This is a genomic window from Lentzea sp. NBC_00516 (genome assembly GCF_036346835.1).
Lineage (GTDB): Bacteria > Actinomycetota > Actinomycetes > Mycobacteriales > Pseudonocardiaceae > Lentzea > Lentzea sokolovensis.
On sequence record NZ_CP107840.1, the window covers coordinates 5,310,178 to 5,325,998 of the forward strand.

18 protein-coding genes are annotated in these 15,821 nt (G+C 68.5%); 13 read left to right on the top strand and 5 right to left on the bottom strand.

The genetic code is table 11. The features are described 5' to 3' along the window. Positions 1-44: 44 nt before the first annotated feature. From OG205_RS23405 to hrcA, 3 genes are read right to left on the bottom strand one after another with little or no spacing between them, the layout of a single operon-like run. Complete coding sequence (locus OG205_RS23405) at positions 45-776, bottom strand: 16S rRNA (uracil(1498)-N(3))-methyltransferase (RefSeq protein ID WP_319978631.1); 732 nt, start codon at positions 774-776, stop codon at positions 45-47. Next, positions 773-1,921, bottom strand: coding sequence for a molecular chaperone DnaJ (dnaJ, locus tag OG205_RS23410; protein ID WP_330278210.1), 1,149 nt, complete (start codon positions 1,919-1,921; stop codon positions 773-775). The genes OG205_RS23405 and dnaJ overlap by 4 nt, the downstream gene beginning before the upstream one ends. 43 nt (positions 1,922-1,964) lie before the next feature. Further along, the gene (hrcA, locus tag OG205_RS23415; protein WP_330270240.1) at positions 1,965-2,987 is read right to left on the bottom strand and encodes a heat-inducible transcriptional repressor HrcA; all 1,023 of its coding nucleotides are present in this window, start codon (positions 2,985-2,987) and stop codon (positions 1,965-1,967) included. Between the two features lie 125 nt (positions 2,988-3,112). Between hrcA and OG205_RS23420 the strand changes: the two genes are divergently transcribed. Next, positions 3,113-3,307 carry a hypothetical protein gene (locus OG205_RS23420; protein WP_319978633.1) on the top strand — a complete coding sequence of 65 codons (195 nt, stop codon included), beginning with the start codon at positions 3,113-3,115 and terminating at the stop codon, positions 3,305-3,307. On the opposite strand, the gene hemW is transcribed toward OG205_RS23420, so the two are convergent. Continuing rightward, on the bottom strand, positions 3,308-4,516 hold the full coding sequence (gene hemW / locus OG205_RS23425; RefSeq protein ID WP_330270241.1) for a radical SAM family heme chaperone HemW: 1,209 nt from the start codon (positions 4,514-4,516) through the stop codon (positions 3,308-3,310). Positions 4,517-4,885: 369 nt separating this feature from the next. Between hemW and OG205_RS23430 the strand changes: the two genes are divergently transcribed. From OG205_RS23430 to OG205_RS23470, 9 genes are read left to right on the top strand one after another with little or no spacing between them, the layout of a single operon-like run. Beyond that, on the top strand, positions 4,886-6,565 hold the full coding sequence (locus OG205_RS23430) for a nitrite/sulfite reductase (protein ID WP_330270242.1): 1,680 nt from the start codon (positions 4,886-4,888) through the stop codon (positions 6,563-6,565). A 36-nt stretch (positions 6,566-6,601) separates the two neighbouring features. After that, positions 6,602-6,760, top strand: a complete 159-nt coding sequence (locus OG205_RS23435; RefSeq protein ID WP_030472080.1) for a hypothetical protein — start codon at positions 6,602-6,604, stop codon at positions 6,758-6,760. Beyond that, positions 6,757-7,452: a phosphoadenylyl-sulfate reductase gene (locus OG205_RS23440; RefSeq protein ID WP_330270243.1), complete on the top strand. Its 696-nt coding sequence runs from the start codon at positions 6,757-6,759 to the stop codon at positions 7,450-7,452. The genes OG205_RS23435 and OG205_RS23440 overlap by 4 nt, the downstream gene beginning before the upstream one ends. Further along, positions 7,449-8,348: a sulfate adenylyltransferase subunit CysD gene (gene cysD, locus OG205_RS23445; RefSeq protein WP_330270244.1), complete on the top strand. Its 900-nt coding sequence runs from the start codon at positions 7,449-7,451 to the stop codon at positions 8,346-8,348. The genes OG205_RS23440 and cysD overlap by 4 nt, the downstream gene beginning before the upstream one ends. Further along, the gene (locus OG205_RS23450; RefSeq protein WP_330270245.1) at positions 8,349-9,695 is read left to right on the top strand and encodes a sulfate adenylyltransferase subunit 1; all 1,347 of its coding nucleotides are present in this window, start codon (positions 8,349-8,351) and stop codon (positions 9,693-9,695) included. A 14-nt stretch (positions 9,696-9,709) separates the two neighbouring features. Next, positions 9,710-10,759 carry an ABC transporter substrate-binding protein gene (locus tag OG205_RS23455; protein WP_330270246.1) on the top strand — a complete coding sequence of 350 codons (1,050 nt, stop codon included), beginning with the start codon at positions 9,710-9,712 and terminating at the stop codon, positions 10,757-10,759. Positions 10,760-10,790: 31 nt separating this feature from the next. Continuing rightward, entirely contained in the window at positions 10,791-11,567 is a 777-nt protein-coding gene (locus OG205_RS23460; protein WP_330270247.1) for an ABC transporter ATP-binding protein, read from the top strand. After that, entirely contained in the window at positions 11,551-12,423 is an 873-nt protein-coding gene (locus OG205_RS23465) for an ABC transporter permease (RefSeq protein WP_330270248.1), read from the top strand. Before OG205_RS23460 ends, OG205_RS23465 begins: the two co-directional genes overlap by 17 nt. Then, on the top strand, positions 12,420-13,115 hold the full coding sequence (locus tag OG205_RS23470; protein WP_330270249.1) for a sirohydrochlorin chelatase: 696 nt from the start codon (positions 12,420-12,422) through the stop codon (positions 13,113-13,115). Before OG205_RS23465 ends, OG205_RS23470 begins: the two co-directional genes overlap by 4 nt. Here the strand turns inward: OG205_RS23470 and OG205_RS23475 are convergent. Then, positions 13,112-13,288 carry a hypothetical protein gene (locus tag OG205_RS23475; RefSeq protein ID WP_330270250.1) on the bottom strand — a complete coding sequence of 59 codons (177 nt, stop codon included), beginning with the start codon at positions 13,286-13,288 and terminating at the stop codon, positions 13,112-13,114. The genes OG205_RS23470 and OG205_RS23475 overlap by 4 nt on opposite strands. Before the next feature lie 112 nt (positions 13,289-13,400). Between OG205_RS23475 and OG205_RS23480 the strand changes: the two genes are divergently transcribed. The 3 genes from OG205_RS23480 to OG205_RS23490 all read left to right on the top strand — a co-directional run bounded on the left by OG205_RS23480 (position 13,401) and on the right by OG205_RS23490 (position 15,708). Continuing rightward, entirely contained in the window at positions 13,401-14,504 is a 1,104-nt protein-coding gene (locus OG205_RS23480) for a sensor histidine kinase (protein ID WP_330270251.1), read from the top strand. After that, the gene (locus OG205_RS23485) at positions 14,501-15,118 is read left to right on the top strand and encodes a response regulator transcription factor (RefSeq protein ID WP_330270252.1); all 618 of its coding nucleotides are present in this window, start codon (positions 14,501-14,503) and stop codon (positions 15,116-15,118) included. Before OG205_RS23480 ends, OG205_RS23485 begins: the two co-directional genes overlap by 4 nt. 68 nt (positions 15,119-15,186) lie before the next feature. Further along, entirely contained in the window at positions 15,187-15,708 is a 522-nt protein-coding gene (locus tag OG205_RS23490; protein WP_330270253.1) for a hypothetical protein, read from the top strand. Positions 15,709-15,821: the final 113 nt, after the last annotated feature.

Below are 15,821 nucleotides of genomic sequence, written 5' to 3' on the forward strand. Positions count from 1 at the left end.
CGTCAAGCCAATCCATCCGATGTTCATCCCAGGAGTGATCGGGGTCACCACCGAGCTGTACGCACCCCAATGGCACCAAGAGCAACCGCTGCGGCGGTAGATGCACGCAGAACGGTTGGGCCCAATCGGACGATCCGTGCACCCGAAGATCGCAGGGCGTCGAGTTCCTCCGGCGTGATTCCGCCTTCAGGTCCCACGACGAGCAGCACGTCTCCGGATTCGGGCAACGGGACGTCGGCAAGCCGTTCGGTCGCGCTCTCGTGCAACACGAGCGTCAACGCGGACGACGACACGCGCTGAGAGAGCTGAGTCGTGCTCACGGGTTCGTCGACCGCCGGCACGCGCGAACGGCGGGCCTGCTTCGCCGCCTCGCGCACGGTGGATCGCCAGCGTCCCAACGCTTTCGCGCCGCGCGGCCCGTCCTCCCACTTGGTGATGCACCGGGCGGCGCGCCACGGCACCACGCCGTCCACTCCGGCCTCGGTGGCGAGTTCGACCGCGAGTTCGCCGCGGTCGCCCTTCACCAGCGCTTGGGCGAGCACCACGCGCGGCGCCGGTTCGGGCTCCACCCAGCGTTCGACCACGCGCAACGCCAAGGAGTCGCGCTCCACCGCCGTCACCGAGCACCGCACCTGGGCGCCGGATCCGTCCGACAGCACGAGTTCCTCGCCCACGCGCAGACGCTTCACCGTCGCGGCGTGGCGGCCTTCCGGGCCGTCCAGCACGAACTCCTCGCCCGCCGGCAACGACGAGACGAGGAAGACGGGCAGTGTCATCGGTTGCCGCGCGAGGCACGCAGGCGGGAGAACAGTCCGCCGCCGCCCTTGCCGTTGTGGGACAGGGAGGGCTCGTTCTCGCCGCGCATCTCGGCGAGGTCGCGCAGCAACGCGGACTGGGCGGCGTCGAGCTTGGTCGGCACGAGGACCTCGAGGTGCACGTGCAGGTCGCCGCGGCCGTCGACGCGGCCGGTGGAACGCAGCTTCGGCATGCCGCGGCCCGTCATGACGAGCTGCGTGTTCGGCTGCGTGCCGGGGTCGATCTGCAGTTCTTCCTCGCCGTCCAGGGTCTTCAACGGCAACGTGGCGCCCAGGGCGGCCGTCGTCATCGGGATCTGGACGATGCAGTGCAGGTCGGCGCCGTCGCGTTCGAAGATCTCGTGCGGGTGCTCCTCGACCTCGACGTAGAGGTCGCCTGCCGGGCCGCCGCCGGGACCGACCTCGCCCTGGCCCGCGAGGCGCACGCGCATGCCCTCGGCGACACCGGCGGGGATGTTCACGGAGATCGTGCGGCGCGACCGCGTGCGGCCGTCGCCGGCGCACTGCTGGCACGGGTCGGGGATGACCTCGCCGTAGCCGCGGCACACCGGGCACGGCCGTGACGTCACGACCTGGCCGAGGAACGAGCGCTGCACCGACTGGACCTCACCGCGGCCGTGGCAGGTGTCGCACTGGACGGGCTTGGAGTTGTTCTGGGTGCCCGCGCCGTGGCAGCGGTCGCACAGGATCGCCGTGTCGACGGTCAGCTCACGGGTGGCGCCCGCCGCGCACTCCTCCAGCGTCATGTCGAGCCGGATGAGCGCGTCGGAACCGGGCTGCACACGGCTGCGCGGACCACGGCCACCACCGGTCGAGGCGCCGAAGAACGCGTCCATGATGTCGCCGAGGCCGAAGCCGGAGAACGGGTCTCCACCGGGACGGCCACCGCCGCCCGAGTCGAGCGGGTCGCCTCCCAGGTCGACGACGCGGCGCTTCTCGGGGTTCGACAACACCTCGTAGGCGGCCGTCACCTCCTTGAAGCGGGCCTCCTCGTTGGGATTGACGTCCGGGTGCAGCTGCCTGGCGAGCTTGCGATAGGCGCGCTTGATCTCATCCTGCGTCGCGTCCTGCGAGACACCGAGGATGCCGTAGTAATCCCTGGCCACCTTGTTCGCTTTCATGTTCATCAACTACTGCAAGTACGTGTGGTCAACGACCGGTCAGGATCTCACCGACGTAGTTGGCGACCGCGCGGACGGCCGCCATGTTTCCGGGGTAGTCCATGCGCGTCGGTCCGACGACGCCCAGGCCCCCGAGCGGATTGTCACGGCTGCCGTAGCCGATGGACACCACGGAAGTGCTGCGCATCTCAGCGGCCTCGTTCTCCTCGCCGATGCGCACCAGCACGCGACCGGGGTCGCGGGAGGCGGCGAGCAGCTTGAGCACGACGACCTGCTCCTCCAACGCCTCCAGCACCTGCCGGAGCGAGCCGGGGAAGTCGGTGATGTTGCGCGTGAGGTTCGCGGTACCGCCGAGCACGAGCCGTTCCTCCGGGTGCTCCACCAGCGTCTCGATGAGCACAGTAGCGACCCGCAGCATCGGGTCGCGCAGGTTCGGCGGAACCTCGTCCGGCAGTTCGGCGACCTTGGCACTGGCCTCGGCCAGCCGCTGTCCCGCCATCGCCTGGTTCAGCACGCCGCGCAACTGCGCCGTGTGCTCCTCGCTGATCACGTCCCCGAGCTCGACGATCCGCTGGTCGACGCGGCCGGTGTCGGTGATCAGCACCAGCATCAGCCGCGACGGCGTGATCGGCAGCACCTCCAGGTGACGCACGGCCGCACGCGACAGCGTCGGCACCTGGATCACCGCCACCTGCCTGGTCAGCTGCGCGAGCAACCGCACGCTGCGGCGCATCACGTCGTCGAGGTCGATCGCCCCGTCGAGGAAACTCCGGATCGCCCGCTTCTCGGCCTGCGAGAGCGGCTTGATCTCGCTCAGCTTGTCGACGAAGAGCCGGTAGCCCTTGTCCGTCGGCACGCGCCCGGCGCTGGTGTGCGGCTGGGCGATGTACCCGTCGTCCTCCAGCGCGGCCATGTCATTGCGCACGGTCGCGCTCGACACACCCAGGTTGTGCCGCTCGACCAGGGCTTTCGACCCGACGGGCTCCTGGTTGGACACGTAGTCGGCGACGATGGCGCGCAACACTTCGAACCGACGCTCATCGGCGTTCATCGCTGTTCACCTCCGTGTCCACTGCTCCCGAGTTTACCCAGCCGATTTCCTGCCCGGTGCCCCCTCTGAAGTCGTGCTCGATCCGGCCTCCGGTTTTTGTCGGTGGCGGTCGCTAGGGTCCAAACGTGGACAACGTGGTGTGGCTGCGGCCACCCGGCAAACCATGCCTGGTGCTCAGCGGCGACGAGTGGTGGAGGGGCACGGTTGTCTGGGAAGAGGCCCGCCGGGAGGACGGGCTCTGGTGGGGCACGGTGACGTACGAGAAAGAAGGCCAGGAGATCGTCGAGGTGCGCAGTCAGCACGACCTGCGCGCCCGGTGATCACGGCAGCAGGCGCCTGACCACGGCGTCGGCGAGCAGGCGACCGCGGTCGGTCAGCACGCAGCGGTCGTCGTACGGCTCCAGCAGTCCGTCGGCGATGGCCTGCTTGGCCTCCTCACGACCGGCGTCGTCCAGCACGTCGACGGGCAGTCCTTCGGCGAGGCGCAGTTCCAGCAGCACGCGCTCGACGCGCTGATCCTCGGCCGACAACTGCTCGCGACCGGCGGCGGGCGACGTGCCCTCGGCCAGCAGGGACGAGTAGCGGGCCGGGTGCTTCACGTTCCAGAAGCGCACTCCGCCGACGTGGCTGTGCGCACCGGGCCCGAAGCCCCACCAGTCCGCGCCCTTCCAGTACAGGACGTTGTGCCGGCACTGGGCTTCCACCGAAGTGGCCCAGTTCGACACCTCGTACCAGGAGAACCCGGCGCCGCTCAGAACGGAATCGACCATCTCGTACGACGACGCCAGCACGTCGTCGTCCGGCATGGGCAGGTCGCCGCGGCGGATGCGGCGGGCCAGACCCGTGCCGTCCTCCACGATCAACGCGTAGGCGGACACGTGGTCGACGCCCGCGGCCAGCACGGCGTCCAGCGACGAAGCCAGATCGGAGGGGCGCTCCCCCGGCGTGCCGTAGATCAGGTCCAGGTTCACGTGCTCGAAGCCGGCTTTCCTGGCCTCCAGCGCCGCTTCCCCCGGACGGCCGGGGGTGTGCTTGCGGTCCAGCACAGCGAGAACGTGCCGCGCGGCCGACTGCATGCCCAGCGACACGCGCGTGTAGCCGGCTGAACGGATGCCCTCGAAGAACGGAACGGACGTCGACTCGGGGTTCGACTCGGTGGTCACCTCGGCGCCGGGAGCCAGGCCGAACGACTGACGCACCGCGTCCAGCACCTCGCCGAGACCCGAAGCGCCCAGCAAAGATGGCGTACCGCCACCGACGAACACGGTTTCGGCCAGCGGAGCGGTCCCGAGAACGGACACGGCCAGGTCCAGTTCGCGGCGCAGGCCCTCCAGCCACGACTCGGGTGAGGCGGAAGTACCCAGTTCGCCGGGCGTGTAGGTGTTGAAGTCGCAGTAGCCGCAGCGGGTCGCGCAGAACGGCACGTGCACGTAGATGCCGAACGGGCGGGAACCGACACCGGCGAGAGCGGAAGCGGGAAGCGCACCGTCGGCGGGCGCGGGCTCGCCTTCGGGCAAAGCGGAGGGCATGACTCCCAGTGTCCCCTACACGGCCCGAATGGCGGTGTTCGACCAGGGAAAGTATCTGTCGGTGACAGAAGTATTACGGAGTGAAACCAGCCTAGGATGTCAACTTCCCCTCGTCAATCCCAGCATTCGGTTGTTGGTGGACCAGGTACTGGACGCGGGGCACACTGGGGACATGCATTCGACTGGAGTCCGCCTCGTGGCCCGCCGCCACGTCGACTTCCGTCGTGTCTCCAGCGCGATGTGCCGTCGTTCGGCCTGACCGCGCGCTGATTTGTTCCCGTCGGCGCCCGGCGCGCTGACGACGCCCCCACCACAAGCACCTCCGGGCTCGCATGCGCACCGAGCGCCTCGAAACCCCGGAGGATGGCGATGGTCCCGCCGCAGACGTCACCGCGCGCCAAGCAGCGTCGCGGCGAGGGACAGTGGGCACTCGGTTACCGAGAGCCGCTGAACCCCAACGAGCGGAGCAAGAAGGACGACAACCCGCTCAACGTCCGCACCCGCATCGAGAACATCTACGCCCACGGTGGTTTCGACTCGATCGACCCAGCCGACCTGCGCGGACGTTTCCGCTGGTACGGGCTGTACACACAGCGCAAGCCCGGCATCGACGGCGGCCGCACGGCCACGCTGGAGCCGGAAGAGCTGGACGACGAGTACTTCATGATGCGCGTCCGCAGCGACGGTGGCGCGCTCACCACGCAGCAGTTGAAGGTCCTCGGCGAGATCTCGCAGACCTATGCGCGTGACACCGCGGACATCACCGATCGGCAGAACATCCAGTACCACTGGATCGCGATCGAGGACGTTCCCACGATCTGGCAGAAGCTCGAAGCCGTTGGCCTGACGACGATGGAGGCGTGTGGCGACAGCCCGCGCGTCATCCTCGGCTCGCCGGTCGCGGGCATCTCGCGGGACGAGATCATCGACGGGCAGCCGGCGATCGACACGATCCTCGAGCGCTACATCGGCGACCCGCGGTTCTCGAACCTGCCGCGCAAGTTCAAGACCGCCATCTCGGGCCTGCAGGACGTCGCGCACGAGATCCACGACATCGCGTTCGTCGGCGTGAACCACCCCGAGCACGGCCCCGGTTTCGACCTCTGGGTCGGCGGTGGCCTGTCCACGAACCCCATGCTGGGCAAGCGTCTGGGCGCCTGGGTGCCGCTCGACGAGGTGCCGGACGTGTGGGAGGCGGTCATCTCCGTCTTCCGCGACTACGGCTACCGCCGGCTGCGCCACCGTGCGCGCATCAAGTTCCTCGTCGCCGACTGGGGCCCGGAGAAGTTCCGCCAGGTCGTGGAGGACGAGTACCTCAAGCGCAAGATGATCGACGGCCCGGCGCCGGAGACCCTGAAGCAGCAACTGGACCACATCGGTGTGAACAGGCAGAAGGACGGCCTGTACTACGTCGGTGCCGCGCCGGTCGCGGGCCGCGTCTCGGGCTCGATCCTGGTCGAGGTCGCGAAGATCGCCGAACGGGCGGGCTCCACGCGCGTCCGCTTCACGCCGCAGCAGAAGATCATCGTGCTGGACGTCGCCGAGTCCGAGATCCCCGAGCTCAAGAGCGGTCTCGCGAAGCTCGGCCTGCAGGTCGACCCGTCGCCGTGGCGTCGCGGCATCATGGCCTGCACCGGCATCGAGTTCTGCAAGCTCGCGATCGTCGAGACCAAGGCCCGCGCCAACGACCTGGTCACGCAGCTCGAGGCCAACCTCAAGGACATCGTCGACGGCGTCACGGCGCCGATCACCGTGCACATCAACGGCTGCCCCAACTCCTGCGCCCGCATCCAGACCGCGGACATCGGTCTCAAGGGCCAGATCGTCACGGACGAGCAGGGCAACCAGGTCGAGGGCTTCCAGGTGCACCTCGGCGGCGGCCTCGGCCTCGACGCCGGGTTCGGCCGGAAGTTGCGCGGCCACAAGGTGACGGCGAACGAGCTGCCCGAGTACGTCGAGCGGATCGTGCGGAACTTCGTCGCCCAGCGCGAGGAGGACGAGCGGTTCGCGCAGTGGGTCGGCCGGGCGGAAGAGGGTTCGCTGCGATGACCGCCAGCCGACGTACGTGTCTCAGCGGAGGCTGCGATGAGTGAGAGGGCGACGCCGTTCTACTGCCCCTACTGCGGCGACGAGGACCTCCGGCCGCAGGAGGAACCCAGCTACGCGTGGCTGTGCACCGGGTGCCGCCGCGTCTTCAAGGTCTCGTTCGTCGGGCTCAACCTGCCGCAGGAGGTGAAGAAGTGAGCGATCTCAAGGAAGACCTCAAGATCGTCGCCGAAGCCGCGGAACTGGAGCTGAGGGACGCGAACGCCGAAGAGGCGCTGGAGTGGGTGGCGCGGACGTTCGGCGACAACTACATCGTCGCCTCCAACATGCAGGACGCCGTGCTGATCGACCTGGCCGCCAAGGTGAAGCCGAACTTCGACGTGCTGTTCCTGGAGACGGGCTACCACTTCCCGGAGACGATCGGCGTGCGGGACGCGGTCGGTGTCGTCTACCCGGACGTGCGGATCGTGAACGCCGCGGCCGAGCAGTCCGTCGCGGACCAGGAGGCGGAGTTCGGCCTGCTGTACCAGTCGGATCCGGCCAAGTGCTGCAACCTGCGCAAGGTCGTGCCGCTGCGCCGGGAGCTCGCGAAGTACGACGCGTGGGTCACCGGCGTGCGCCGCGTGGACGCGCCGACCAGGGCGAACACGCCGATCGTGCAGTGGGACGACCGCAACGGCCTGGTGAAGATCAACCCGATCGCGCCGTGGAGCGACGACGAGTTCAACGCCTACATCCAGGAGAAGGGCGTCCTCGAGAACCTGTTGGTGCAGGAGGGTTATCCCTCCATCGGCTGCCTGCCGTGCACCGCGAAGCCGCTGCCGGGACAGGACGCCCGCAGCGGCCGGTGGGCCGGTCAGTCCAAGACGGAATGTGGGTTGCACGGATGACACTCGCGCTCGACACGTTGGCACGTCTCGAATCCGAGGCGATCCACATCTTCCGCGAGGTGGCGGGAGAGTTCGACCGGCCGGTGATCCTCTTCTCCGGCGGCAAGGACTCGACGCTGCTGCTGCACCTCGCGATCAAGGCGTTCTACCCGGCGCCGGTGCCGTTCCCGCTGCTGCACGTCGACACCGGGCACAACTTCGACGAGGTCATCGAGTTCCGCGACCGCGTCGTCGCGCAACACGGGCTGCGTCTGGAGGTCGCGAAGGTCCAGGACTGGATCGACGACGGCCGACTGGAAGAGCGTCCGGACGGCACCCGCAACCCGTTGCAGACCGTGCCGCTGCTGGACTCCATCACGCAGCACAAGTACGACGCGGTGTTCGGCGGCGGCCGCCGGGACGAGGAACGCGCCCGCGCGAAGGAGCGGATCTTCAGCCTGCGCACGGCGTTCGGCCAGTGGGACCCGAAGCGCCAGCGCCCTGAGCTGTGGAACCTCTACAACGGCCGGCATCGCGCCGGTGAGCACGTCCGCGTGTTCCCACTGTCGAACTGGACCGAGCTCGACGTCTGGAACTACATCGAGCGCGAGGGCATCGAGCTCCCGGACATCTACTACTCGCACCAGCGCGACGTGTTCCTGCGCGACGGCATGTGGCTCGCCGAAGGCCCGTGGGGCACGGTGCGCGACGGCGAAACGTTGCTGCGCAAGACAGTTCGCTACCGCACGGTCGGTGACGGCTCCTGCACGGGCGCCGTCGAGTCCGACGCCGCCGACATCCAAGCGGTGATCGCCGAGGTCTCCGCGTCACGACTGACCGAGCGCGGCGCCACGCGGGCCGACGACCGGCTGTCCGAGGCCGCCATGGAAGACCGCAAGCGGGAGGGCTACTTCTAAATGAGCGACCTGTTGAGGTTGGCTACCGCTGGCAGCGTGGACGACGGAAAGTCCACGCTCGTCGGCAGGTTGCTCTACGACACCAAGTCCGTGCTCGCGGACACGCTCGACGCCGTCCACCGGGCGAGCGCCGACCGGGGTCTCGCGACGCCGGACCTGTCACTGCTGGTCGACGGCCTGCGGTCGGAACGCGAGCAGGGCATCACGATCGACGTGGCGTACCGGTACTTCGCGACGCCGAAACGAAGCTTCGTCCTCGCGGACACCCCCGGCCACGTGCAGTACACCCGCAACACGGTCACCGGCGCCTCCACCGCGCAGCTGGCGGTGCTGCTCGTCGACGCGCGCAAGGGCGTCATCGAGCAGACCCGGCGCCACGCGGCGGTTCTCGCGCTGCTGGGCGTGCCCCGGCTCGTCCTCGCGGTCAACAAGATCGACCTCGTGGACTACGACGAGGTGACGTTCTCCCGCATCGCCAAGGAGTTCACCGCTCACGCCACGGCACTCGGCTACACCGAGGACGCGGTCGTTCAGATCCCGGTGTCCGCGCTGGCGGGCGACAACGTGGTGGACAAGTCCGTGAACACGCCGTGGTACTCCGGCCCGACCCTGCTGGAGCACTTGGAGAACGTGCCGGTCGAGCCCGACCCGCACGACGCCCCGTTCCGCTTCCCGGTGCAGTACGTGATCCGCCCGCGCACGGCCGAGCACCTCGACTACCGGGGTTACGCCGGTCTGATCGCGGCCGGCACGGTCAAGCCGGGCGACGAGATCGTGGTGCTGCCGTCGGGCCGTCGCTCGACGGTCACGAAGATCGACACAGCCGATGGCGAACTGACCGAGGCGGCGGCGGGCCAGTCCGTCACGCTGCTGCTGGCGGACGACATCGACATCTCCCGCGGTGACCTGATCTCGGTGGCGGGCAACGAGCCCACGGTCACCGACGAACTGGACGCCACCCTCTGCTGGCTCGCGGAGAAGCCGCTGCGACCCGGCGCCCGAGTCCTCGTCAAGCACGGCACGCGCACCGTGCAGGCGATGGTCACCGACCTGCGCGACCGCTTCGACGAGCAGAACCTGTCCAGTGTGGACAGCCCCAGTTCGTTGGAGCTCAACGAGATCGGCCGAGTGGCTCTGCGCCTCGCCGAGCCCGTTCCGCTGGACGACTACAGCTTCAGCCGGCGCACCGGGTCCTTCCTGGTGATCGACGCGAGCGATGGTTCCACGCTCGCCGCCGGACTGGTCGGGGCTCCGCTGCCGCTGCTTGAGGACGGCGTGGAGAGCTGTACCGGGGGTGGCGTCAACGCCACCCCCGACGACCACGCCCTCGTCTCCCCCGGTCCCTGAAAGGCCATTTCCCCGTGAACCTCAAGCCCGCCATCGCCGTCACACTGATCGCACTGACAGCCCTGTCCGGTTGCAGCCGCGCCGGCAGCGGTGAGACCCCCGCCGCCGAGTCCAAGGGTGCCGCCGCCGAGGTCCGCCTCGGGTACTTCCCGAACATCACCCACGCCGCCGCGTTGATCGGCGTCGAGCAGGGCCTGTACGCCAAGGAGCTGGGCAGCACCAAGCTGACGACGCAGACGTTCAACGCGGGCCCCGACGAGGTGAACGCCCTGCTGGGCGAGTCCCTCGACATCGCCTACATCGGCTCAGGACCGGCGATCAACGCCTACGCGAAGTCCAAGGGCGAGGCCGTGAAGCTCATCGCGGGTGCCACCTCGGGTGGTGCGCAGCTCGTGGTGAAGCCCGAGATCAACTCGATCGAGGAGCTCAAGGGCAAGGTCGTCGCCACGCCGCAGCTCGCGAACACGCAGGACGTGTCGCTGAAGAAGTACCTGGCGGAGAAGAACCTGACCGGCCAGGTCACCGTGCAGAACGTGGAGAACGCCGCGTCGCTCGACCTGTTCAAGAAGGGCGACATCCAGGCAGCCTGGGCGCCGCAGCCGTGGTCGGCGCGCATCGTCAACGAGGGTGGCGGCAAGGTGCTGCTCGACGAGAAGACGCTGTGGGACGGCGGGGCGTTCCCGACCACCGTGGTCATCGTGCGGACGAAGTTCCTGCAGGAGCACCCGGAGACGGTCGAGGCCGTGCTGAAGGGCCACGTCGCGGCGATCGACTGGGCGAAGGCGAACAAGGACGAGGCGAAGAAGGCCGCCAACGCCGCGCTGGAGAAGCTCACGTCCAAGAAGCTCGGCGACAAGATCCTCGACGCCGCGTGGGACAACATCGAGCTGACCACCGACGCGCAGGCCAAGCACTTCCCGCAGCTCGCGAAGGACGCCGTGACCGCCGGGGTGGCCAAGGAGGCCGCGAACGTCGCCGGGTACGCCGACTTCACGTTGCTGAACAAGGTTCTGCAGGCACAGGGCAAGCCGCAGGTCCAAGCAGCGGGCCTGGACAAGAAGTAGTTCCGAGTCGTTGAGGGGAAGGCACACGACCATGACCGCCACGCTCGAGACCACTGTTCGGTCCACTGTGGACGTCGCCGTCGAACTGACGGGAGTCCGCAAGGTGTTCGGCCACGGCAGTTCGGCCGTGGTGGCGCTCGACGGCGTCGACCTCAAGGTCAAGCCGGGTGAGTTCGTGTGCCTTCTCGGCGCTTCCGGCTGCGGCAAGAGCACGCTGCTGAACATCGTCGCGGGCCTGGACGCCGCGACGTCGGGTGAGTTGCAGATCAACACCTCGCGCCCTGCCGTGATGTTCCAGGAACCCGCTCTGATGCCGTGGCTGACGGCGTCGCGCAACGTCGAGCTGGCGCTGCGGTTCGCCGGTGTCGGCCGTCTGGCGCGCAGGCGTCGCGCTCAGGAGCTGCTCGAACTGGTGCGGCTCGGCGACGTCGCGGACAAGCGTCCGCACGAGCTTTCCGGTGGTATGCGTCAGCGCGTGGCTCTGGCTCGCGCGCTGGCGTCCACCACCGTGTCCTCCGACGGCGCTCCCGCCCTGCTGCTGATGGACGAACCGTTCGCCGCGCTCGACGCCATCACGCGCGACGTGCTGCAGGCCGAGCTGATCCGGGTGTGGGAGACCACGAACACCGCGATCATCTTCGTGACGCACGACGTGCGCGAGGCCGTGCGACTCGGCCAGCGGGTGGTGCTGCTGTCGTCACGTCCTGGCCGCGTCGTGCGCGAGTGGGACGTGACGGACTCGCGTGACGAGGTTCTGGACGAGATCAACACTCATCTGCGAGAGGTCATCAGTGGCCACGCCTCCTGACACGCTCGACAAGGTCGGCGCTGGTCTCGACGCACTGGATGCGCCTATCGAGGCGCACAGAGCGTCGCTGGGTCAGCGTTTCCTGAAGACCGGCGTGCCACCGATCATCGCCTTCGCACTGCTTTTGGGCGTGTGGCAGGGACTCTGGGCCTCGGCTCTGCTGCCGGAGTTCCAGCTGCCCGCCCCGGTCAACGTGTGGAACGAGCTCGTCCGCTCGATCTCCACCGGCGAGGCGTTCGGCATCCTGTGGACCTCGTTGCACCGCGCGGTGCTCGGGTTCCTCGCGGCGGTGCTGATCGCCACGCCGCTGGGTCTGCTGGTCGCCAAGGTGCGGGTGGTGCGGGCGGCGATCGGGTCGTTGCTGACCGGTCTGCAGTCGCTTCCCTCCGTCGCCTGGGTTCCGGCCGCGATCCTGTGGTTCGGCGTCACGCCGTCCACGATCTACTTCGTGGTGCTCATGGGCTCGGTGCCGTCCATCGCGAACGGGCTGGTGGCCGGTATCGACCAGATTCCGCCGCTGCTGCCTCGGGTGGGACGCGCGTTGGGCGCGGGACGGCTGGCTTCGGCTCGGCACATCCTGCTTCCGGCGGCTCTTCCCGGCTATCTGGCCGGTCTGAAGCAGGGCTGGGCGTTCTCGTGGCGGTCGCTGATGGCCGCGGAGATCATCGCGACCTCGCCCCAGCTCGGCATCGGTCTCGGGCAGTACCTGCACAACGGGTCGTCGTTGAACGACATCAACATGGTGATCGCGGCGATCTTCCTGATCCTGTTGGTGGGCATCGGGATCGAGCTGCTGCTGTTCCGTCCGTTGGAGCGCGCCGTGCTGCGGGCTCGTGGTCTGACGGGGGCGCTGTGACTCCGCTTGTCGCCGTAGCGCACGGCAGTCGGGATCCCCGCTCGGCCGCATCGATCCACGCTCTGCTGGACGTGGTGCGGTCGTTGCGGCCCGAGCTGGACGTGCGCGGCTGCTTCCTCGACCTGTGCGCGCCTCGGCTTCACGACGTGTTGCGCGAGCCCGCGGTGGTCGTGCCTTTGTTGCTGGGCAAGGCTTATCACGCCCGCGTCGACGTGCCGGCCGCCGTGGCCGAGTCTCGGGTGCCTGCCGTCGTCACCGATGTGCTGGGCCCGGACCCGCGACTGGAGTCGGCCGCACTGCGCCGGCTGTCCGAGGCCGGGGTCTCGTTCGGGGACAAGAACCTGGGTGTGGTGCTGGCCGGCGCCGGGTCCTCGCACGCTCCGGCGAACGAGGCCGTGGCGCGCGTGGCCCGGCGCTGGGCTCACGAGTCGGGCTGGGCAGGCGTGGAGGCGGCGTTCGCGTCGATCGCGTCGCCGACCGTGCCCGAGGCGATCGAGCGGTTGCGGATGAGGGGGGCCACGAAGATCGCCGTGTCGTCGTGGTTCCTCGCTCCTGGCCTGCTGCCGGACAAGGTGGCGACGCTCGCGGGCGACGCCGTCGTAGCGCGGCCGTTGGGTGACGACGTCGAGGTCGCGCAGCTCGTCCTGGACCGGTACGACTTCGCCCTGGCGCGGCAGACCGTCGCCGCCTAAGCCTTCTGGTTCGACAGGTAGCCGACGGTTGCCCAGCCGATGCCGAGCAACGCTCCCCCGGCGATCGCGACGGGGGTGAGCAAGCTCGAATCGGCGACCGCCAGCAGGGCGATGACGGCCGCGTAGACCATCGACAGGATCAGCAGGACCAGTCCGGACTTCTTTCTCGTCATGGCTCCGAATCCTCGGCTTTCCGGGTGCCGGCGCGCATCGACGGACCGGTGGGTTTCGCGCTCAGTCGACCGGCTACTGGTGTTTTCGCGCATGGGGCCGCACAGTTCCCCGGTGTCGTCTGATGACGCCTGGGACCGCACCAAGGTCGCCTGGCACGTTGCTTTCGCGGTGTTCGCTCTGGTCGGCGTGGTGCTGGTGTTCGCGGAAGGCCGTTTCGTGCCGGTCGCCCTGGTGCTGCTGGCCGCGCTTTGTGTTTGGTACTGGCGTGTCGGAGCACCGCTCGCCCGTGACGCACGCGGCGTGCGCTACCTGGCCGTCGCGATCCCGTTGGTGATCGCGATGTTCGCACTGGTGCCCGCGCTGTCGGTGCTGTTCTTCACGCTCTACCCGCACATCTGGTCGTTGCTGGAACCCAGACTCGCCATCTGGGCGACCGCGCTGACGTCCCTGTCGATCGGCACCGTCGTGCTGGTGTCCGGCAGCTTCAGCGAGAACTCGGTCGGCGCCGCGGTGGTCATCTTCCTGAGCGTCGTGCCCGCCGTGATGCTGGGCCTGTGGATCGCCAGGATCATCTCGCAGAGCCGCGAACGCGCCGACCTGGCCGTCGTCAGCCACGAAGCCGGCGTCCTCACCGAACGCGAACGCCTGGCCCGCGACCTGCACGACACCCTCGCCCAGGGCGCGACCTCGGTGCTGCTCCTGTTGCGAGCGGCCCGAACCACCACCGATCCCGTTGCGCGCGAACAACACCTGGCACTCGCCGAGCAGACCACGTCCGAGAACCTGGCCGAGATCCGCGCGCTGGTCGCCGCACTGACACCCGTAGAACTGAACGGCGCCGCCCTGCCCGCCGCTCTCGAACGCCTCACGTCGCGGCTGGGCCAGGAGTTAGGGCTCTCGGCGTCGATGACCGTTCACGGCACGTATCGCCTGTTGCCACCGGACCACGAAGTCACGCTGTTGCGCGTCACGCAGGAAGCGCTGGCGAACGTCCGCAAGCACGCACACGCCTCGGCTGTGACCGTCTCTCTCGACTACGCGGCCGGTGTCGAGCTGTCTATCGTCGACGACGGCTGCGGTTTCGGTTCCGACGCTCCGCGCGGCTACGGCCTCGACGGGCTGCGAGACCGTGTGCGTGCCGCGGGCGGTGTGTTCGACATCCGTTCCGAGCTGGGTTCAGGAGTCCGCGTGCACGTACGACTGGAGGACGCGTGATCCGGGTGCTGCTGGTCGACGACCACCCCGTCGTCCGCTTCGGCCTGCGCACAATCCTTGAGGCACAAGAAGATCTGACCATAGTCGGTGAGTGCGGCTCCGGCTCCGAGGCAGTCCGGCTGGCTTCGGAACTCCAGCCGGACGTCGTGCTGATGGACCTCAAGATGCCCGGCATGGACGGCGCCACGGCCACCGCACAGGTCGTCGCGTCAACGTCCAGCCGCGTGGTCGTGCTGACCACCTTCGACACCGACGGCGACATCCTGCGCGCGATCGAAGCTGGTGCCACGGCTTATCTGTTGAAGGACGCGCCGAGCGAGGAGCTGATCAGCGCGGTGCGTGCCGCTTCGCGCGGCCAGACCGTGCTGGCTTCTCCTGTCGCCACCAAGCTCGTGAGTGCCGTGCAACGGCCTGGGCTGAGCGCACGTGAGGCCGAGGTGCTCGGGCTTGTCGCGGGTGGGCTGTCCAACGGCGCGATCAGTCAGGCGCTGAACGTCAGTGAGGCGACGGTGAAAAGCCATCTGCTGCACGTGTTCACCAAGCTCGACGTGAGCGACCGAACGGCCGCGGTGACCGTGGCGATGAGCCGCGGCTGGCTGCCGCCGCCGGTCTGATCCACCGAATCGCCCCCGGAGTGGAACCACGACGTGGTACCAACTGTGCAACGGCACCGGGGGGCGACGTGCACGACGATCAACACCATTTCGATCACAGCGTTCGCGACGGCATCTTCGACGGCAGCGCCGACGACATCCAGGATCTCAGCCATCCGGACTTCGAGGACGACGACTTCCCTCACTCGCGACGCCGTTCCCGTTCAGGCCGTCACGACCTGTCCGGGGCGCCCTCGTGGGTCAAGGCGTTCATCTGGGCGGGCGTCCTCCTGGCGATGTCGGGCTTCGGCGTCATCCTGTTCGGCGTCGTGATTCCTCTGATCACGCACGACCCGTTCACGCCCACCTTCCCCGTCGTCGACCCGACGCCGATCCTCACGGTCGGCGACCTGCCACCCGGCTTCCCCGCCGACCAGTTGCCACCCGAGTTCCGGCCCGTCGGCCCGACGAACTTCCCCTCCACCACCGGTCAGTTCACGCGCCCGACCTTCGACGGCACGAACCTGGCACTGGGTTTCGGGCTCTTCTTCACCGGCTTCGTGCTGACGGCGATCGGCGCGCTGGGCCACAGCACCTCGACCCGGCGCTGACCGGCCCCGGGGACCTCCTTCGGCCTAGACCACAAGATCGAGTAGGCAGCGCCGTTCGGGCGATGTGAAGTGTGAACTGTTGACGTGAAACCTACTCATGAGTAGTCAGTTGA